The sequence below is a fragment of the Bifidobacterium sp. LH_389 genome (assembly GCF_056357235.1).
This window is the reverse complement of the sequence record NZ_JBKEVR010000015.1, coordinates 1-18,215: the sequence shown is the minus strand read 5'-3', so window position 1 is coordinate 18,215 and position 18,215 is coordinate 1. Positions and strand designations below refer to the sequence as shown.

Sequence of the window (18,215 nt, the reverse complement as noted above, 5' to 3'; positions counted from 1 at the left end):
TTAACGACCATCATGCCCTGAAACAACGTTGCGAAGACGTTGCGAGGCATGCAGTTCATCAAGAATTCATGATCGGAGGCGTCCGCGTCACAGGATGCGGTAGGAATTGTCCCGCTGCGTGACGAAGAACCCCAGGCGCCTGAGCTTGCGAGTCAACGAATACAGCACATTGTTCATGATGTCGTGGTAGCCGAAGAACCCCGTGCCGCAGACCGCCTTGCCCAGTTCGTCGAAGGAGAGGAACCGGCCGTCCGCTTCGATGAGTGTTTTCAGCGTGGAGAATTCCCGCGGCGAAAGCGGCAGAGGCTTGCGATTCTCGCCGTAGTAGGCGTGGCCGTCCGCAAGGTTCAGCGTCAGATCACCGTGGATGAGCAGACGGGAGGCATCGACGTTCGACCCCAGCGACGCCACATGGGCGAGCAGTTCCGCATTGGAGAACGGCATGCGCAACGTGGCATCCGGTTTGAGGCCGTCCTCGTCGGAGGGACTCGACTTGCCGTCGGACGAGGATTGGGTGAGCAGCAGAGAGCGGGCCTGCGGGTACTGTGCCATGAGCGTGTCGAACCGTTCGGAGGTCCATCCGCGTGTTGCATCGTCCACGATGACGAGCTCCGGCTCGGTCTCTAATGCCTGCCGTCTCGCCGGTTCCGCGTGTTCGGGATCGGCATCGAGCGCACGCCCGTCCCCGGTCATGAGTGCACAGCCGTATCCGCTCGATTCCAGCGTGCGGCGCACGGCTTGCGACAGCGGGAGATCGTCGGATACGAAGAGCACTTCCATCATGCCCTCCACGCTAGTGCGCCCAGCAGACGCAGCTGCGGATGCCGGCCATGTTGCGCCGAATCAGCGGCACCATGCAGCCGCGCGGGATGGTGCGACCTACGGCAACGGGGTCGCAGCCCGATGTTCGTCGGATTGCGACCCCGTTGGCATGCCGTATGCTCAGTCGGCGTCCGTCACTCGGCGTGCTCGTCGTTCTCTGTCGCATCGGACTGGGAGGCGGCGGCGAGGAAATGCTCTTCGCCGGGCAGCACGGCGTTGAGGATTACGGCCACCACGAACGAGACGGCAATGCAGTTGGACGCGAAGATCGACTGGAACAGTGCGGGGAAGTTCGCGAAGATCGTGCCGACCTCGGTGAAGCCGATGCCGATCGTTAGGCTCAGCGCAGCAATGGTGATGTTGCGCTGCGTGTAGCCGGCCTCGGAGATCATCTGGAAGCCGGAGAGGATGATGTTGCCGAACATCATGATGGTGCAGCCGCCGAGCACCGCCTGCGGCAATGAGTTGAACACCTCGGAGACGGCCGGCACGAAGCTGGCGAGCACGAGGATGAGCCCGCCGGAGAGGATGACCTTGCGGTTGACCACCTTCGTCATGGCCACGAGACCGATGTTCTGCGCGAAGGACGTGAGCGGCAGGCAGCCGAACAGGCCGGACACCGAGGAGATCAGGCCGTCGCCCGCGATGGCGCCCGCAGTTTCCTTCTCGGTGGGCTGGCGGTTGAGACCCACCTTGGTCAGGGCCGCCGTGTCGCCGAGCACCTCCACGGAGGAGACCACGTACAACAGCGCGAAGGAAATGATGGCACCCCAGTCAAACTCGGGAGCGAAGGGCATCAGACGGGGCACGGAGACGATGTTGATGCCCGTGAATCCGGAGAAGTCCACCTTGCCCATGGCGATCGCGACCACGTAGCCCACCACCAGGCCGAACAGTACGGACAGCTGCTTGGCGGTGCCCTTCATGAGCAGCTGGAACGCCAGGCATGCGACCAGCGAGATGAGGCCGAGCGTGAGGTTCTGCCAGCTGCCGAAATCCGCCGCGCCCTGACCGCCGCCGAAGCTGTTGGCACCCACCGAAAGCAGCGAGAATCCGATGGAGGTGACCACGATGGCCGAGACGATCGGCGGCACGAACCGGCGCCACCACTGCGCGGTCAGGCCCAGCAGCACCTCCAGCAGACCGCCGACGAGCACCGCGCCCACCACGGCGCCGTAGCCCTTGTCGGACACGATGGCGATGGCCGCGGCCACGTACGTGAACGAGATGCCCGTGACCATGGGCAGCCGCGAGCCGATGCGCCACACGCCGTACAGCTGCAGGCACGTGCCCAGACCCGCCACAAGCAGGCCGGATTGGATGACCGTGGCGGATTCGGCCGGGCTCATCTTCGCCGCGGCCGCCACCAGGAAGATGGGCGCAAGGTTGGCCACGAACATGGCCATGACGTGCTGCAGTCCGAAGGGGATGCCCTTCCAGAAGGATACGGGTGCGTCGAGGCTGCTCAGCGCTTCGAAGGATACGGATGCGGATTTGGCCTTGCCGGTCTTCTTCTCGCTCATGATGGGTTGGATTCCTCTCTTCTCTTTCTCTCTGAATCGGTGCTGTGGCTGGCGCCCGTTCAGTGGCGGAACGTGATCTGGCCGGTCTCGGGATCCATCGCGTCCACGATCGCCAGCGAATCGACGTCGTAGCCCTCCTCGCGCAGCAGACGGCCGCCGTCCTGGAAGCCCTTTTCCACGGCGATGCCGATGCCTTCGATTACCGCGCCTGCCGAATGGCACAGCGAGATGAGCCCCTGCATGGCCTTGCCGTTGGCGAGGAAGTCGTCGATGAGCAGCACGTGGTCGCCGGCGTTGAGGTACTTCTTGGAGACGATGACCGGGAATTCCTTGCGCTTGGTGAACGAGTAGACCGTGGTGGAGTACTGGTCGCCGTCGAGGTTGATGGACTGCGCCTTCTTGGCGAACACGACGGGCACGTCGCCGAAGTGGCGGGCCGCGAGGCAGGCGATGCCGATGCCGGACGCCTCGATGGTGAGGATCTTGTCGATCCGCTTGCCGGCGAAATGCTCCGCCCACGCGGCTCCCATGCGGTCGAACAGCGATACGTCGCACTGGTGGTTGAGGAAGGCGTCCACCTTGAGCACGTTGCCGGGCTTGACGGTCCCGTCCTTGGCGATGCGCTCCTCAAGTTCCTGCATAGACATATGACACAGCCCCCTTGCGTAAAGGTCGATGGTTGGCTTATGGATGATCGACCAACTTACCACCGGCGGCGGAAGAGGAACGCCGACCGTCAACCTCGGCCGCTATGATGTGACGGCGCCTTCGACGGCGATCACGGACAACACTGACAGGCAGGGGGCGGACGACCATGGCTCAGGATCGGGACATCATCGCGCGCGGCGCGCAGGAACTCGTGGGGGACCTGAACCCGCAGCAGTCCGAGGCCGTGCAGTACCGCGGACAGGCGCTGCTCATCGGCGCGGGCGCAGGCTCCGGCAAGACCCGCGTGCTCACCCGCCGCATCGCATGGATCCTCAGCCAGTTCGGCGCGTGGCCCAGTCAGGTGCTGGCCATCACGTTCACCAACAAGGCGGCGGCGGAGATGCGCGAGCGACTGGCCGCGCTGATCGGCCCGGTGGCCGAACGCATGTGGGTCTCCACGTTCCACTCGGCGTGCGTGCGGATCCTCAGGCGCGACGGCAAGGCGATCGGCCTCAACTCCGGATTCTCCATCTACGACACGGCCGACTGCGAACGGCTCGTCAAGCTCATCGGCGCCGATCTGAACGTGGACCTCAAGCGCTATACCCCGCGCACCATCCTCGGACGCATCTCCGACTTCAAGAACAACCTCACGGACTGGCGCACGCAGCTCGCCGCCTACGCGGCCGACTACAAGCCGGGCCAGCGCGGCTACCAGCTCGGGCGCCTCGGCAACGTGGAGGAGCTCTACGCCGTCATGTACGCCGAATACCAGCACCGGCTCGCGCTCGCCAACGCCGTGGACTTCGACGACCTCATCATGCGCACGGTGGAGCTGCTGCGTACGCAGCCCGCCGTAGCCGACTACTACCGGCACAAGTTCCGCTTCATTCTGGTGGACGAGTACCAGGACACCAACCACGCCCAGTACGTGCTCGTGCGCGAGCTGGCGGGCGTGGACATGGATCCGCAGGACGCCGCGCGCCTCGGCATCCCCGGGCCTGCGTGGGTGACCGTGGTGGGCGACTCCGACCAGTCGATCTACGCGTTCCGCGGCGCGGACATCCGCAACATCCAGGACTTCGAGAAGGACTTCCCGAACGCCAGCACCATCATGCTCGAGCAGAACTACCGCTCCACGCAGACCATCCTCGACGCGGCGAACGCCGTGATCTCCCACAACGAGGGCCGCAAGCCCAAGAAGTTGTGGACCGCGCTCGGCAAGGGGGAGCCGATCGTGGGGTACGCGGCGGACAACGCGCAGCAGGAGGCGCAGTGGATCGCCACGGAGATCGCGCGCCTGCACGGCGAGGAGGGCATCGCCTACGCGGACATGGCGATCATGTACCGCGCCAACGCGCAGTCGCGCTCGCTCGAGGAGGCACTCATCAACGCCGGTCTGCCCTACCAGCTCGTGGGCGGCACCAAGTTCTACGAGCGGCGCGAGGTGAAGGACGCCATGGCGTACCTGCAGGCCATCGTGAACCCGGCGGACAGCGTGAACATGCGGCGCATCCTCAACGTGCCCAAGCGTGGGCTCGGCGCGCGTGCCGAGGCGCTCGTGGCCGGGTATGCGGACGAGAACGGCACGGGATTCTGGGACGGGATCGCGAATCTGGAGAAGATCTACGACATGCCCACGCGTACCGCGACCAAGCTGAAGGAGTTCCGCGAACTGATGACCGGACTGTCGCAGTTCGCCGCGGACCATCAAAGCAAGCCCAGCGAGGTGGTGGCCGAGGTGCTGTCCCGCTCCGGACTGCTTGAGGAGCTGCAGCGCAGCGAGGACCCGCAGGACGCCTCGCGCGTGGAGAACCTTTCGCAGCTGCAGTCCGTGGCCGCCGAGTTCGAGCAGAACACGCCGGACGCCACGCTCGCCGGCTTCCTCGAGACCACGGCGCTCGTGGCCGATTCCGACCAGCTGCCCGGCGAGGGGGAGGACTCGGGCAAGGTCACGCTCATGACGTTGCATACCGCCAAGGGTCTGGAATACCCCGTGGTGTTCCTCACGGGCATGGAGCAGGGCACGTTCCCGCATTCGCGTTCCCTCGAGGACACTACGGAGCTGGCGGAGGAGCGCCGTCTGGCGTATGTGGGCATCACGCGTGCCAAGCGCAGGCTGTACGTGACCCGTGCGGCCGTGCGCGCCCAGTGGGGGCAGGCCGCGGAGATGATGCCCAGCCAGTTCCTCGACGAGATTCCGGACGAGCTCATCGACTGGAAGCGCCGGGAGACCAGCGCGGAGCGGCTGCGCGGCGGGGCGGACGACGACGATTTCGGCGGATTCGAGGCCGGGGACGACGATTTCGGCGGGTTCTCGTTCGGCGGTTCGTCCACCTACGGCGGCGGATCCTCGTACGGACGCTCGTATGGCGGTTCGGGCTCCTACGGGTCCCGTTCGCGTTCGGGCGGTTCGTCCTCGCGTGGCGGATTGTCGCGTGGCGGATCGTCCTACGGCAGTGGTGCGTACGGGCGTACGTACGGATCGGGGTCGTCGTACGGGGGCGGTTCCGGCTCTTCGTATGGATCGGGATCGCGTGGCTCCAATGCGTACGGTCGTACACGTGGCGGCAGGGTGACCACCAGGCGCGTGGCCCCGAAGAGCTCCGGAACGGCGGCTGGCTCGTCCTCGGCGGCACGGCCGGCCTCCTCCCTCGCCAAGGACAACCAGCTCAACATCGCCGACTTCGCCGTGGGCGACAAGGTGCTGCACGACCAGTACGGCCTCGGCGTGGTGCAGGACACGCAGGACAAGGGACGCAACTCGGTCATCACCGTCGACTTCGGCTCGCAGGGCGTCAAGCGGCTCATGCTGCGTCTTGCCCCTATCGAGAAGCTGTGAGCTTCTCGATAGGGGCCCTCGCCGCCGTGGTGGCGGCTCGCCTCGCCTACGGAGGGTCCACTGGACCCTCCGCTTGACGGTTCGGCTATCGAGAAGCTGTGAGCTTGTCAAGTAGGGCCCTCGCCGCCGTGGTGGCGGCTCGCCTCGCCTACGGAGGGTCCACTGGACCCTCCGCTTGACGGTTCGGCTATCGAGAAGCTGTGAGAGGGTCCGTGAGTATGGGTGTGGCGTTTGGTCCACGGGGCGTGTATATAATGTTTTCTTGGTGTCTGCCGACCGGCAGCACTTATCTGGAGTCTTAGCCCATCAACGGGTCGGAGGCGATGTTCCGCTTGCGGAACGGAGCCGCTCGTGCGTGCGCACGGTGAAGCGTTGGGGAGGCCGACTCAGCGTCGGGCGCAGGCTCGACGTTCCGTTCAGATAACGACAGAATACAGAAAAGGTTCAAAGAACATGACCAATGTTCAGCGTTCCCGCCGTCAGGTGCGCCTTTCCCGCGCCCTCGGCATCGCTCTGACCCCGAAGGCCCAGCGCATCTTCGAGAAGCGCCCGTACGCCCCCGGCGAGCACGGCCGCGACCGTCGTCGCACCGAATCCGATTACGCGGTCCGTCTGCGCGAGAAGCAGCGTCTGCGCGCCCAGTACGGCCTCTCCGAGAAGCAGATGCGTGCCGCCTACGAGTTCGGTACCCACACGCCCGGCCAGACCGGCAACGCCATGCTGATCAACCTCGAGACCCGTCTCGACAACCTGGTCCTGCGTGCCGGCTTCGCCCGCACCACCGCTCAGGCCCGTCAGTTCGTGGTGCACCGTCACATCCTCGTCGACGGCAACATCGTGGATCGTCCGTCCTACCGCGTCAAGCCCGGCCAGACCATTCAGGTGAAGGCCAAGAGCCAGACCATGGTGCCGTTCCAGATCGCCGCCGAAGGCGTGCATCGCGATGTACTGCCCGCGGTTCCCGGCTACCTCGACGTGAACCTGGCCTCCCTGAAGGCCACCCTCACCCGCAAGCCGGAGGTCGAGCAGATCCCGGTGCAGGTCAACATCCAGTACGTCGTCGAGTTCTACGCTCGCTGATCTGGATCCCCATTTAGGACATACCGAAGTCGCCCCCGCAGCCATCAGGTTGCGGGGGCGACTTCGTTGACCTTCGGCGCCGAGGGAGCTCGCGCGTCAGTCGCCGATGATCGAAGAGACCGCGCCGGAGACGATCGCCATGATGAGCGAGCCGAGCACCGACCACCAGAAGCCGTCGATGGTGACGCCCACGCCGAACACGCTCACCGCCAGCCACGAGGCGAGGCGCATGAACAGCCAGTTGAGCACCAGCGCGAAGATGCCGAACGTGAGGATGGTCAGCGGCAGGGACATGAGCTTGACCACGGGTTTGATGGAGGCGTCCAGCAGGGCCATGAACAGCGAGAACGCCAGCACGCCCCAGATCGCCGGCTCTCCGACCGGCTGCATTCCTGGCAGCAGCCATACCATCACGCCGGCGGCGACGGCCAGCGTGAGCCAACGGGAAATGAAACCACTCATGCCACCATTATCGCAGGTTCGGCGCAAGGTTTGAGAAAATCGGCACGCGACGCCATAATCGAACCATGATCCTTCATCTGCACCTCGTCCGCCACGGGCAGACGTACTTCAACCGCTACAACCGCCTGCAGGGCTGGTCCAACTCGCCGCTGACCGAATCCGGCATCGCCGACGCCGCCAAGGCGGGGGAGAAGCTCAAGGGGCTGGACTTCGCCGCCGCATACTGCTCGGACACCACGCGCGCGCAGCAGACCGCCGAGCGCATCCTCGACATCAACGAGCGGTCCGGACACGCCCGGCCGGCCCTCGTGGCGGACATGCACTTCCGCGAGCAGTTCTACGGCTACTACGAAGGCCTGGACATGGCGATGGCATGGTACGCGGCGGGCGCACCCCACGGCGTGAAGACGTACAACCAGATCGTGGAGCGCTTCGGGTTGGCCGCGAGCCGCGATTTCCTCAAGGAGGCGGATCCGTTCCACGACGCCGAATCCGACGCCGAATACTGGACCCGTGTGGAGGGCGCGTTCGCCCTGATCGCCGCCAATCCGAACCTGAAGGACGGCGACGACGTGCTCCAGATCTCCCATGGCAATACGCTGCTGAGCCTTGCGCACCGGTTCGGGGGACCGGATCTGGACCTGAGCGAACGGCCGGCCAACGGGTCGGTCACCGTGCTCGACTTCGACACCGCCAAGCCGTTCGGGCACGCGGTCACCGTCGTCTCCTACAACCGTTAGCGCCTTCCCCGCGTCACAGGCTGGCCACAGGAACCCAGCCGCCACGGTCTGGGCCATTGTCTAGGCTTGTGCGGGTATTGTGCGTGCCGGGGCGGCCGAATGTCGCGGCATGCCACGCAACGAAAAGAGGTACAGGATGGATGTGGGACAGATCGCCGGTCTGATCGCGGCCATCGCGTTCGCCGTGCTCGCGGGTTTTCTCATTTACCCGCTGATCCGTCTGGGCAAACTGTTCGATCAGATCGCCGAAACGGTCAAGGACACGGGGAACCACGCCCTGCCCGCGCTTGACGAATCCGTCACCACGGTCAAGCAGGTCAACCGCTCGCTCGAGGACGTCAACAAGATCTCCGCCGCCGCGTCCACCACCGCCACCAACGTCGGCGCGCTGACGGACCTGTACGGTTCGTTCCTCGGCAAACCGGTCATCAAGGCGCAGGCGGTCATCTACGCCGTCAAGACCACGGTCCGTTCCTTTCTTGACAAGCGCGCCGGCGCCGACGGAACCGAACACGGCAGGCACGCCGAGACCCCGGCCAAGGAGGACTGATGCTCAAGCGACTCTTCTGGATCGGCGTGGGCGTGACCGCAGGCTTGGTGCTGGCCGCCAAGGCGCAGGCCTATGTCAAGGCGCACACCCCCGACGCCGCACGGCAGTTCGTGCTCGGCCCCGATCAGGACAACGTCACCGTCCGCACGCTTGCGGCCCTGTGGGAGGACTTCAACCGTGCCCGCGAGGCCCGCGAAGCCGAACTGACCGGACGGTACCTGACCGAGCGGTAGGCCCGTCCAAGGGCGCGCATGGACGCCCGAAACCCGCGATGTTCCATGCCTCAGGTTTTCCACCAAAACAATCAAGGAGTCTTCAAGTTGCGCACGTCTGAAATCGCCAAGCGCTATCTGGACTATTTCGCGAAGCAGGACCATCTCGTGGTGCCGTCCGCCTCGCTGATCTCGCCCAACCCCACCACCCTGTTCACCATCGCCGGCATGGTGCCGTTCATCCCGTACCTCATGGGCGAACAGACCCCGCCGAAGCACCGCATGGCATCCAACCAGAAGTGCGTGCGTACGCTGGACATCGACGAGGTGGGCAAGACCACCCGCCACGGCACCTTCTTCCAGATGCTCGGCAACTTCTCCTTCGGCGATTACTTCAAGGAGGAGGCCATCCACTACGCGTGGGAGCTGCTCACCACCCCGCAAAGCGAGGGCGGCTATGGCTTCGACCCGGAGAAGCTGTGGATGACCACCTTCACCGACGACGAGGAAGCCCGTTCGATGTGGAAGAACGAGGGCGTGGACCCCGAGCACATCCAGATCATGGGCATGGAGGACAACTTCTGGACCACCGGCGGCCCCGGCCCCGGCGGCCCCTGCTCCGAGATCTACGTGGACCGCGGCCCCGAGTATGGCGTCGAGGGCGGTCCGATCGCGGACGAGAACCGCTACATCGAGATCTGGGACCTTGTGTTCGAGAACTACGAGGTGGACAACGTCAAGTCGAAGACCGACCTGCACATCGTGGGCGAGCTCGAGCACAAGAACATCGATACCGGCGCCGGTCTGGAACGCCTCGCGTACCTGATGCAAGGCAAGCAGAACATCTACGAGACCGACGAGGTCTTCCCGGTCATCGAGGCGGCCGAACGCCTCTCCGGCCTTAGGTACGGCAGCGACGAGGCGGCCGACGTGAAGTTCCGCGTCGTGGCCGACCATGTGCGTTCCGCCCTCATGATCATGTCCGACGGCGTGCGTCCGAGCAACGTCGGCCGCGGCTACGTGCTGCGCCGCCTGCTGCGCCGCACCGTGCAGGCCATGCGCGTGCTCGGCGTGACCGATCCGGTCATCCCCGAGCTGCTGCCGGTCTCCAAGGAGGCCATGGCCGCCAGCTATCCGGAGCTCAACGACACGTTCCATGACGTGTCCGAGGCCGCCTACGGCGAGGAGGACGCGTTCCGCCGCACGCTGGAGAACGGCATCCAGATTCTCGACGTGGCCGTCAAGAAGGCCAAGGAGACCAAGGATCCGGTCGTTTCCGGCACCGACGCCTTCACCCTGCACGACACCTACGGCTTCCCGATCGAGCTGACCCTCGAGATGGCCGCCGACCAGGGCGTCAAGGTGGACGAGGCGAAGTTCCGCGAGCTCATGAACGAGCAGAAGTCCCGCGCCCGCGCCGACGCGCTCAAGAAGCGCCACAACGTGGACCTCAACGTGTACGACGACTTCAAGAAGACGCTCGCCAAGCCGATCGATTTCCTGGGCTACACCGACATGTCCGCCCGCGCCCGCGTGATCGGCATCATGCAGGAAGGCAAGGGTTCCGTGCCGGCCGCGACCGGTCCGGCGTCCGTGGAGGTCATCCTGGACCGCACCCCGTTCTACGCGGAAGCGGGCGGCCAGCTCGCCGATCAGGGCGAGATCCTCTCCGACGACGGTGCGGTGCTCGAGGTGGACGATGTGCAGAAGCCCATCAAGGACCTCATCGTCCACCAGTGCCGCCTGACCGAAGGCACCCTGGTGGTGGGCGCGGAAGTCAACGCGAACATCGATCTGGACCGCCGTGGCGCCATCGCCCGCTCGCACACCGCCACGCACATGGTGCACAAGGCGCTGCGCGAGGAGCTCGGTCCGCAGGCTACCCAGCGCGGCTCCGAGGACGCTCCGAACCGTCTGCGCTTCGACTTCCAGTGGTCCAGCGCCCCCAGCAAGGACGCCATGAACGCCGTCGAGGCGCGCGTCAACGACCGTCTGCGCGACAACCTCGCCGTCACCACCCGCGAAATGAAGTTCGACGACGCCATCGCCCTCGGTGCCATGCATCTGTTCGGCGAGAAGTACGGCGACATCGTGCGCGTGGTCTCCATCGGCGAGGATGGCTGGAGCCGCGAGCTGTGCGGCGGCACCCATGTGGATCACGTGGGCAAGATCGGTGCCATCAACATCATGTCCGAGGCCTCCATCGGCTCCGGCGTGCGCCGTGTGGACGCCGTGGTCGGTCAGGGCGCCTACGAGTTCAACGCCCGCGAGCACGCGCTCGTCTCCCAGCTGTCCGACAAGCTCAACGCCCGCCCGGACGAGCTGGCCGAACGCATCTCCACCCTGCTGGCCAAGCTCAAGGAATCCGACCGCAAGCTCGCCGCCATGTACGAAGGTCAGCTTGCCGCATCCATCCCGCAGCTCGTGGCCGACGCCAAGGCGTCCGCCGCCCCGGTGAAGGTGGCTGCGAAGAACGTGGGCAACTTCGGCTCCTTCGACGCGCTACGCAAGGCCGTCACCGACGTGCGCGCCCAGCTCGGCGATGAGTCCCCGGTGGTCGTTGCCCTCGCCGGCGTGAACGAGGACGGCAAGCCCATGGTGGTGGCCGCCACCAACGCCGCCGCGCGCAAGAACGGCATCAAGGCGGGCGATCTGGTCCGCGGCGCCTCCAAGATCCTCGGCGGTGGCGGCGGCGGCAAGCCGGACTTCGCGCAGGGCGGCGGTCAGGACGCCGCGAAGATCGATCAGGCCCTGACGGCGCTGGTCAACGAGGCGCAGAGGGGCTGATCGCCGCGTGAAAGCGGTATGGCTCGGCGTAGACCTTGGTGATGCCCGGGTCGGACTCGCACTGTCCGACCCGGAGCTCACCTTGGCTCACCCCGCAGGCAACATCGAAGCCTGGGGGGATTCCTTTCACACCATCGACGATGTGATCGACGTCATCGAGGACGAGCACGTGACGCACGTCGTAGTGGGACTTCCGTTGCAGCTCGACGGCACGGAAGGCAAAAGCGCGAAGAAGGCACGCCGATGGGCGGCCAATCTGACCAAGCGGATGGAATCGGCTGCACAGGACGATATCGAACGGCGATTTGTCGACATACAGGTTCCCACGGTATCGTTGCAGGATGAACGATTGACGACCGTGAGCGCGCATCACCAACTCGCGGATGCAGGCATGTCGTCCCGGCGCCACAGGCCTCGCGTCGACCAGCAGTCCGCGGTGAACATCCTGCAGTCGGCGCTCGATCGGCGCATGAATGGCGTTATGCCGCTCTAGACGTCAAACGATGCAATCGCTGGTGGAATGACCGCTGAATGAACCCGAATGAAGGAGTGGACGGTGTCTGACGATTTGCGCGATTTCTTCGACGAGAACACGCAATGGGTGGATCAGGACGGCAATCCCGTGCCGGATGCCGCTGCTTCCGCATCCTTGCCCGGTGCTTCGCCCGCGGACGGTACATCGGGCGGCACCTCGGCCGAACCGTCCGCGCGCAGGCTGCCGCCGCCCCCCGCCCCTCCCAAGTCACGCAGGGACATGCGGCGCAAACGGCAGATTGCCAAGCGGCGTGGCGCGATGAAGGCGGCCATCGTCGCCCTGGCCGTGGTGCTCGTACTGGTGTGCGCGGGAACGGTGTTCTCTCTCGTGCGCGCCAACATCGGCCGGTTCGGTTCCTCCGTCACTCGCAGCGTTCTCGAGGACTACATGGGTCCCGGCGAAGGAAGCGTGGAATTCACCGTGGAACAGGGCGAATCGTCCTCCCAGATCGCGGCCAAGCTCGAGGAAGCCGGCGTGGTGAAATCCGCCGGCGCATTCACCCAAGCGGTGGCGAACGCCGGCACGCCCGCACTGTACCCCGGCACGTTCTCTCTGCAGCTCAAGATGCGGGCTGCGGACGTGGTCGCCATCCTGTCCGACAACTCCAAGGCCGGAGGCTTCCTGGAGGTCAAGGCCGGCGAACGCGCCTCCGACGTCATCGCCAATGCAGCGAAGCTGTCCGGCATCGACGCGGGCGAATTCCAAAAGATCGTGGACGCCAAGGGCACGGGCATCCTGCCCGCGGAGGCCGGCGGCAGCTTCGAGGGCTGGTTCGAGCCGGGCGCCTACAACGTCAAGGGGCAGACCGACGCGTCGGCCGTGCTCAAGGCCATGGTGGACAAGCGCATCGCCAAGCTCGACTCGCTCAAGGTGCCGACCGGCCAGGACCGCGAACGTATTCTCATCATTGCGTCCATCGCGGAATCCGAGGTCAACAGGGCCGAATACTACGGCAAGGTCTCGCGAGTGATCCTCAATCGACTGGACAAGGGCATGACCCTGGGCATGGACACCACCGTGGCCTACGGGCTCGGCATCCAGGCCAGCCAGCTCACCAACGCGCAGCTCAACGACGCCTCGAACCGCTACAACACGCGCGTGAACAGGGGACTGACGCCCACGCCGATCAGCAATCCGGGGGACAACGCCATCCAGGCGGCCATGAACCCCGAGCAGGGCGATTGGCTGTTCTTCGTGACCACGAACCTCTCCACCGGGGAGACCAAGTTCACCACCGGTTCCGAATCGGACCAGCACGCGCAGTTCGAGCAGTACGTGCAGGAGTACAAGACCAATAATCCCGGCGCCAACTGACAGGCGGACGGGGCGGATTCCTACAGACCCTACAGATAGGACAGCGCGACCGCGATGACGGCCGCCAGTACGATCACCGGTACGAAGGGCACGTCACGGTGCCCGAACCGTCGCCCCAGACCGATCGCCGCCAGTCCCAATGCGCCCATGGCCAGCCACCAGTACAGTACGGCGAGCCATCCGGCCGCACCGACGGCCAGCCCCACCATGAGCGTGGCGGTCACATCGCCGAATCCCAACGCGCCGGGCACCACGAGACTGAGCAGCAGCTGCAGCAGGGCGGCACCGAGGGAGATCACCACGGCGATCATCACGGTGAACAGCTGGTTGGCCAATACCGCCCAGACCATCAGCGCGAGGAGTTGCGCCGCATAGCCGGCGGCGATCCACGCACGGGGTACGCGCCGCGACCGCACGTCGCTCACGCACACCGCAACTCCACATAGCAGACTCGGCAGCAGCACCAGACAGGACATACGGGTATCATATGCCGAAGTTGTACGACCGATGGAGAGGAGTTCGCATGTTGCGCTGGCAGACGGCAGGAGAGTCCCACGGCGAGGCGCTGGTGGCCATGATCGAGGGGTTGCCTGCAGGCGTGGGCATCACCACGCAGGAGATCGTGGACGCGTTGGCTCGCCGGCGTCTGGGATACGGCCGTGGGGCGCGCATGAAGTTCGAGCAGGACAAGGTGCGCCTGCTCACCGGCGTGCGCCACGGCAGGACGCTCGGCTCCCCGGTCGCCATCGAGATCGCCAACACCGAATGGCCCAAGTGGACCGAGGTCATGTCCGCCGATCCGCTCGACCACGAACTGCCCGCCGAGGGCCGCAACGCCCCGCTGAGCCGCCCGCGCCCCGGTCACGCCGATCTCACCGGCATGCGCAAGTACGGCTTCACCGACGCCCGTCCCGTCCTCGAGCGCTCCAGCGCCCGCGAAACGGCATCCCGCGTGGCACTGGGCGCCGTGGCGAAGAACTTCCTCGAGCAGGCGCTCGGCGTGCGTACGGTGGCCCACGTGGTGTCCATCGGCGGCGTGGGTGTGGATGAGGACGCCCTGCTGCCCACGCCGGACGATCTGGCCGCGCTCGACGCCTCCCCGGTGCGCACGCTGGACAAGGCCGCCGAGGCGCGCATGATGGAGCGCATCGACGAAGCCAAGGCCGCGGGCGATACGCTCGGCGGTGTGATCGAGGTCATCGCCTACAACGTGCCTGCGGGACTGGGCACCTACGTGGAATCCGACCGTAGGCTTGACGCCGCCTTGGCCTCCGCGTTCATGGGCATCCAGGCCATCAAGGGCGTGGAGATCGGCGACGGCTTCCAGGAGGCCATGCGCCCCGGCAGCCGGGCGCAGGACGAAATCGTGGTGAACGCGGACGGCCGCATCAGCCGTCTGTCCAACCGCGCCGGCGGCCTCGAGGGATCCATGTCCAACGGCCAGCCGATCCGCGTGCGCGCCGCCATGAAGCCCATCTCCTCGCTGCCGCGCGCCCTGAAGACCGTGGACGTGCTCACCGGTGAGGCCTCGACCGCCATCAACCAGCGTTCCGACGCCACCGCCGTGCCCGCCGCCGCCGTGGTTGGCGAGGCCATGATGCGTCTGGTGCTCGCCCAGTTCGCGCTTGAGAAGTTCGGTGGCGACTCATTGGAGGAGACCCGCCGCAACGCCGAGGCGTACGTGGCCTCGTGGCCCGAGCACCTGCGTTGAACGGAGGGTTGGACAGCGTGACGCAGCGAGGAAACGTGAATGCGGGCGTGCGACCGAAGGTCGTGATCATCGGCATGCCGGGCGCCGGCAAGACGCGCATCGGCAGGGAGACGGCGGGCATGCTCGACCTGCCGTTCGCCGATTCGGACATCGAGATCGAACACGAAGTGGGCATGCGCATCCCCGAGTATTTCGAGGAATACGGCGAACGGGCGTTCCGCGAGGTGGAATGCCGGGTGATCGGCGAGCTCATCGACTCGTTCACCGGCATTCTGGCCCTTGGCGGGGGAGCCCCCATGTTCGAGGCGACGCATGATCTGCTGGAACGCTACATTGCGGACGGCGGCGAGGTGATCTACCTCGAGGCGGATCCGGGCGAGGCCATGGAACGCGCCCGCCGCGCCGGGGGAAGACCCATGCTCGCCGGCGATTCCGACAAGCGATGGATGAGCCTGTTCAAACAGCGCGACCCGGTGTTCGCCGCACTGGCGACGAGTCGCGTGACGACGCGCGGATTCACCCCCGCGGGGGCGGCGAGAAAGCTGGTGGACATGATCAACGAACGCAAGGTGCACGTGGACGGCAAGGGCATCGAACCCTACGACGTGACGATCGGCGAGGGCGCGATGAACCACCTCGCCGACGTGCTGGGCGGCAAGCCGGTACGCGTGGCGCTCATCCACACCGCTCCGGTCCAGCGCCATTCCGACCGTGCGCGCACGCTGCTGCGGCAGGCCGGCTATCAGGTGAGCGACATCGTCATCCCCGACGCCGAGCGCGGCAAAACCATCGATGTGGCCAACGGCATCTGGCAGCGGCTCGGAGAGGAGGGCTTCACCCGTTCCGACGCGATCGTGGGCCTGGGCGGGGGAGCGGCGACCGATCTCGCCGGGTTCGTGGCCGCCACATGGATGCGCGGCATCCGCTACGTCAACTGCCCGACCTCCCTGCTGGCCATGGTCGACGCCTCCACCGGCGGCAAGACCGGCATCAACACGCCGCAGGGCAAGAACCTCGTCGGCTCGTTCTACACGCCCGCCGGTGTGCTCGCGGACCTCAGGACCCTGGGATCGCTGCCCAACGACATCTTCACCGAGGGGCTGGGCGAGGTGGCGAAGTCCGGGTTCATCCGCGACCAGGCCATCCTGAGCATCCTCGAGGTGCATGCGGATGAACTGCGCGGCTTCGACGGGGCTTCGTTCGGTTCCGGGGCCGGAGCCGATTCCGCCGCCGGTGCCGGGTCTTCGTCCGGGTCCGGCGATCTGGAGGACATCGTGGCCCAGCTCATCGAACGCACGGTGAGCGTCAAGGCCTACCACGTCTCCGCGGATCTCAAGGAGGCCGGACTGCGTGAGTTCCTCAACTACGGGCACACGCTGGGGCACGCGATCGAGAAGCTCGAACACTTCCGCTGGCGCCATGGCAACGCGGTGGCCGTCGGCATGGTGTACGCCGCCGAGCTCGCGCACCTCGTGGGGTACATCGACGAGGATCTGGTGGCCTATCACCGTTCGCTGCTCGCCTCGCTGGGACTGCCCACCTCCTGGAACGGCGGTTCCTTCGAGGACGTGCTCGCGCTCATGCACCGCGACAAGAAGGCGCGCGGCAACACCCTGCGTTTCGTGGTGCTCAAGGGCATTGGCCAGCCGGTGCATCTGGACGATCCGCCCGCGGACGCCGTCGAGGAGGCATTCCGGCGCATCAGCCGATGATCTGCTCAACTGCTCCGCACTGTCCGCTATCCCTCAAACGCAAGGAGATACCCATCATGGTCACCGTCATCGTTGTCAACGGACCGAACCTCGGACGCCTCGGCGTACGCCAGCCCGACGTCTACGGGCGTCAGGATCTGGAGACCCTGCGCCGTCTGTGCGCCGAGTGGGGCGCCGAGCTCGGACTCGACGTGGATGTGCGTCAGACCGACGACGAAGCGGAGATGGTGCGGTGGATGCATCGTGCCGCCGACGAGAAGACCCCCGTCGTCATGAACCCGGCCGCGTTCACCCATTACTCGTACGCTCTGGCCGACGCCGCGCACATGGTCGGCGACGCCGGTCTGCCCCTCATCGAGGTGCACATCTCCAACCCGTCCGCGCGCGACGAGTTCCGCAAGCGCTCGGTCATCAGCCCCGTCGCCACCGGCACCATCACGGGCATGGGCTTCTACGGCTACCGGCTCGCCCTCGAGGCCGTCGCCCATCTGGTCGACGAGCAGGACTGACTGTAATACTGACTGAATAGGGGCGGAGGGAGCGGTACCGTCCACCGACCCCTCACGCAATGTCATGCGGCAGCGGTGCCGGAGACCTCGGCACCCGTATGGTGTCGGTGTTCCTCGCGTCGGCGGCGCGCAGGGAGGCGGGGTTGTCTCTCCTTTTCCCGGATGAGGTGGCGCCCCGTGAACGGGTGATGTTCTGCGAATCGTCGGTGTCCGGTTGTCCGGTAACACGGTAGGCCGGTAGGCCTGTTGCCCGGTAGGTCGGAGGTCTCAGTATTCCGTATCCCGGTAGTCCGTTGTCCCGTTATCCAGTTGTCCGGCAGCCCGCAGTCCGGTAGTCCGATGACCCGTTTGTCCCATAACCCGGTAGCCGAGTAGTCCGATAGTCCGGTAGTCCGGTAGTCCGGTAGCCGAGTAGTCCGTCAGCCTACTATTCCGGCATCCCGCGATGCGTTTTGTAATCTTGTTACAAATATGGTCTCGAGGCGCCGCTTCAAGACCATATTTGTAACAAGATTACAAAAAACGTTGCTGACGGGCGGTTAGCGGCCAGAATTGTAATTTCGTTACAAATATGCTCTCTGAGCGCCGCTACGAGACCATATTCCCGGGTTCTAAATAGAAGCGCAACACCCGCTCTAAGGTTGGAAGTGTTCAAGTCCACAACCGAAGAGAAAGTGTCGCGCTCATGACGAAAGTGTATTCCCACCTGTCGGCCGAGGAAAGAAACCGCATCGACGAGCTAAGGAACCGCGAGGGACTCGGCGTGCG

16 protein-coding genes are annotated in these 18,215 nt (G+C 65.6%); 11 read left to right on the top strand and 5 right to left on the bottom strand.

The features are described 5' to 3' along the window. Positions 1-87 precede the first annotated feature (87 nt). The 3 genes from AC1AZA_RS10160 to AC1AZA_RS10150 all read right to left on the bottom strand — a co-directional run bounded on the left by AC1AZA_RS10160 (position 88) and on the right by AC1AZA_RS10150 (position 2,986). Positions 88-783, bottom strand: coding sequence for a winged helix-turn-helix domain-containing protein (locus AC1AZA_RS10160; RefSeq protein WP_476514541.1), 696 nt, complete (start codon positions 781-783; stop codon positions 88-90). A 173-nt stretch (positions 784-956) separates the two neighbouring features. Next, the gene (locus tag AC1AZA_RS10155; protein ID WP_476514540.1) at positions 957-2,345 is read right to left on the bottom strand and encodes a nucleobase:cation symporter-2 family protein; all 1,389 of its coding nucleotides are present in this window, start codon (positions 2,343-2,345) and stop codon (positions 957-959) included. Between the two features lie 59 nt (positions 2,346-2,404). Further along, on the bottom strand, positions 2,405-2,986 hold the full coding sequence (locus AC1AZA_RS10150) for a xanthine phosphoribosyltransferase (RefSeq protein WP_476514556.1): 582 nt from the start codon (positions 2,984-2,986) through the stop codon (positions 2,405-2,407). A 173-nt stretch (positions 2,987-3,159) separates the two neighbouring features. Between AC1AZA_RS10150 and AC1AZA_RS10145 the strand changes: the two genes are divergently transcribed. Both AC1AZA_RS10145 and rpsD read left to right on the top strand, forming a co-directional pair. Then, positions 3,160-5,835 (top strand): UvrD-helicase domain-containing protein, encoded by a 2,676-nt coding sequence (locus AC1AZA_RS10145; RefSeq protein ID WP_476514539.1) that lies wholly within the window; start codon positions 3,160-3,162, stop codon positions 5,833-5,835. 453 nt (positions 5,836-6,288) lie between these two features. Further along, positions 6,289-6,915 carry a 30S ribosomal protein S4 gene (gene rpsD / locus AC1AZA_RS10140; RefSeq protein ID WP_476514538.1) on the top strand — a complete coding sequence of 209 codons (627 nt, stop codon included), beginning with the start codon at positions 6,289-6,291 and terminating at the stop codon, positions 6,913-6,915. 96 nt (positions 6,916-7,011) lie between these two features. On the opposite strand, the gene AC1AZA_RS10135 is transcribed toward rpsD, so the two are convergent. Continuing rightward, positions 7,012-7,377 (bottom strand): phage holin family protein, encoded by a 366-nt coding sequence (locus AC1AZA_RS10135; protein WP_476514537.1) that lies wholly within the window; start codon positions 7,375-7,377, stop codon positions 7,012-7,014. Between the two features lie 65 nt (positions 7,378-7,442). On the opposite strand from AC1AZA_RS10135, the gene AC1AZA_RS10130 reads away from it, so the two are divergent. The 6 genes from AC1AZA_RS10130 (at position 7,443) to mltG (ending at position 13,515) form a co-directional block, all read left to right on the top strand. Next, on the top strand, positions 7,443-8,117 hold the full coding sequence (locus tag AC1AZA_RS10130; protein WP_476514536.1) for a histidine phosphatase family protein: 675 nt from the start codon (positions 7,443-7,445) through the stop codon (positions 8,115-8,117). A gap of 136 nt (positions 8,118-8,253) precedes the next feature. Next, a complete protein-coding gene (locus tag AC1AZA_RS10125) occupies positions 8,254-8,667 on the top strand; it encodes a DUF948 domain-containing protein (RefSeq protein ID WP_476514535.1) in 414 nt (137 codons plus the stop codon). Continuing rightward, positions 8,667-8,900 (top strand): hypothetical protein, encoded by a 234-nt coding sequence (locus AC1AZA_RS10120; protein ID WP_476514534.1) that lies wholly within the window; start codon positions 8,667-8,669, stop codon positions 8,898-8,900. The genes AC1AZA_RS10125 and AC1AZA_RS10120 overlap by 1 nt, the downstream gene beginning before the upstream one ends. Before the next feature lie 87 nt (positions 8,901-8,987). Next, positions 8,988-11,666: an alanine--tRNA ligase gene (alaS, locus tag AC1AZA_RS10115; protein ID WP_476514533.1), complete on the top strand. Its 2,679-nt coding sequence runs from the start codon at positions 8,988-8,990 to the stop codon at positions 11,664-11,666. A gap of 7 nt (positions 11,667-11,673) precedes the next feature. Then, positions 11,674-12,159, top strand: a complete 486-nt coding sequence (gene ruvX, locus AC1AZA_RS10110; RefSeq protein ID WP_476514532.1) for a Holliday junction resolvase RuvX — start codon at positions 11,674-11,676, stop codon at positions 12,157-12,159. A 63-nt stretch (positions 12,160-12,222) separates the two neighbouring features. After that, positions 12,223-13,515 carry an endolytic transglycosylase MltG gene (gene mltG, locus AC1AZA_RS10105; RefSeq protein WP_476514531.1) on the top strand — a complete coding sequence of 431 codons (1,293 nt, stop codon included), beginning with the start codon at positions 12,223-12,225 and terminating at the stop codon, positions 13,513-13,515. Positions 13,516-13,544: 29 nt separating this feature from the next. Here mltG and AC1AZA_RS10100 read toward each other — a convergent pair whose 3' ends face one another. Beyond that, the gene (locus AC1AZA_RS10100; protein WP_476514530.1) at positions 13,545-13,991 is read right to left on the bottom strand and encodes a peptidase A24; all 447 of its coding nucleotides are present in this window, start codon (positions 13,989-13,991) and stop codon (positions 13,545-13,547) included. 47 nt (positions 13,992-14,038) lie between these two features. On the opposite strand from AC1AZA_RS10100, the gene aroC reads away from it, so the two are divergent. Genes aroC through AC1AZA_RS10085 form a run of 3 tightly spaced genes read left to right on the top strand, consistent with a single transcriptional unit; the run spans position 14,039 to position 17,447 of the window. After that, positions 14,039-15,226, top strand: coding sequence for a chorismate synthase (gene aroC / locus AC1AZA_RS10095; RefSeq protein WP_476514529.1), 1,188 nt, complete (start codon positions 14,039-14,041; stop codon positions 15,224-15,226). A 17-nt stretch (positions 15,227-15,243) separates the two neighbouring features. Then, positions 15,244-16,938: a bifunctional shikimate kinase/3-dehydroquinate synthase gene (locus tag AC1AZA_RS10090; RefSeq protein ID WP_476514528.1), complete on the top strand. Its 1,695-nt coding sequence runs from the start codon at positions 15,244-15,246 to the stop codon at positions 16,936-16,938. 56 nt (positions 16,939-16,994) lie between these two features. Then, entirely contained in the window at positions 16,995-17,447 is a 453-nt protein-coding gene (locus tag AC1AZA_RS10085) for a type II 3-dehydroquinate dehydratase (protein WP_476514527.1), read from the top strand. Positions 17,448-18,215: the final 768 nt, after the last annotated feature.

What these genes read in the sequence shown, in the direction of transcription:
- AC1AZA_RS10160 (WP_476514541.1), bottom strand. Translation starts at nt 783, where the DNA reads ATGATGGAAGTGCTCTTCGTATCCGACGATCTCCCGCTGTCGCAAGCC.
- AC1AZA_RS10155 (WP_476514540.1), bottom strand. Translation starts at nt 2,345, where the DNA reads ATGAGCGAGAAGAAGACCGGCAAGGCCAAATCCGCATCCGTATCCTTC.
- AC1AZA_RS10150 (WP_476514556.1), bottom strand. Translation starts at nt 2,986, where the DNA reads ATGCAGGAACTTGAGGAGCGCATCGCCAAGGACGGGACCGTCAAGCCC.
- AC1AZA_RS10145 (WP_476514539.1), top strand. Translation starts at nt 3,160, where the DNA reads ATGGCTCAGGATCGGGACATCATCGCGCGCGGCGCGCAGGAACTCGTG.
- rpsD (WP_476514538.1), top strand. Translation starts at nt 6,289, where the DNA reads ATGACCAATGTTCAGCGTTCCCGCCGTCAGGTGCGCCTTTCCCGCGCC.
- AC1AZA_RS10135 (WP_476514537.1), bottom strand. Translation starts at nt 7,377, where the DNA reads ATGAGTGGTTTCATTTCCCGTTGGCTCACGCTGGCCGTCGCCGCCGGC.
- AC1AZA_RS10130 (WP_476514536.1), top strand. Translation starts at nt 7,443, where the DNA reads ATGATCCTTCATCTGCACCTCGTCCGCCACGGGCAGACGTACTTCAAC.
- AC1AZA_RS10125 (WP_476514535.1), top strand. Translation starts at nt 8,254, where the DNA reads ATGGATGTGGGACAGATCGCCGGTCTGATCGCGGCCATCGCGTTCGCC.
- AC1AZA_RS10120 (WP_476514534.1), top strand. Translation starts at nt 8,667, where the DNA reads ATGCTCAAGCGACTCTTCTGGATCGGCGTGGGCGTGACCGCAGGCTTG.
- AC1AZA_RS10100 (WP_476514530.1), bottom strand. Translation starts at nt 13,991, where the DNA reads ATGTCCTGTCTGGTGCTGCTGCCGAGTCTGCTATGTGGAGTTGCGGTG.
- aroC (WP_476514529.1), top strand. Translation starts at nt 14,039, where the DNA reads ATGTTGCGCTGGCAGACGGCAGGAGAGTCCCACGGCGAGGCGCTGGTG.
- AC1AZA_RS10085 (WP_476514527.1), top strand. Translation starts at nt 16,995, where the DNA reads ATGGTCACCGTCATCGTTGTCAACGGACCGAACCTCGGACGCCTCGGC.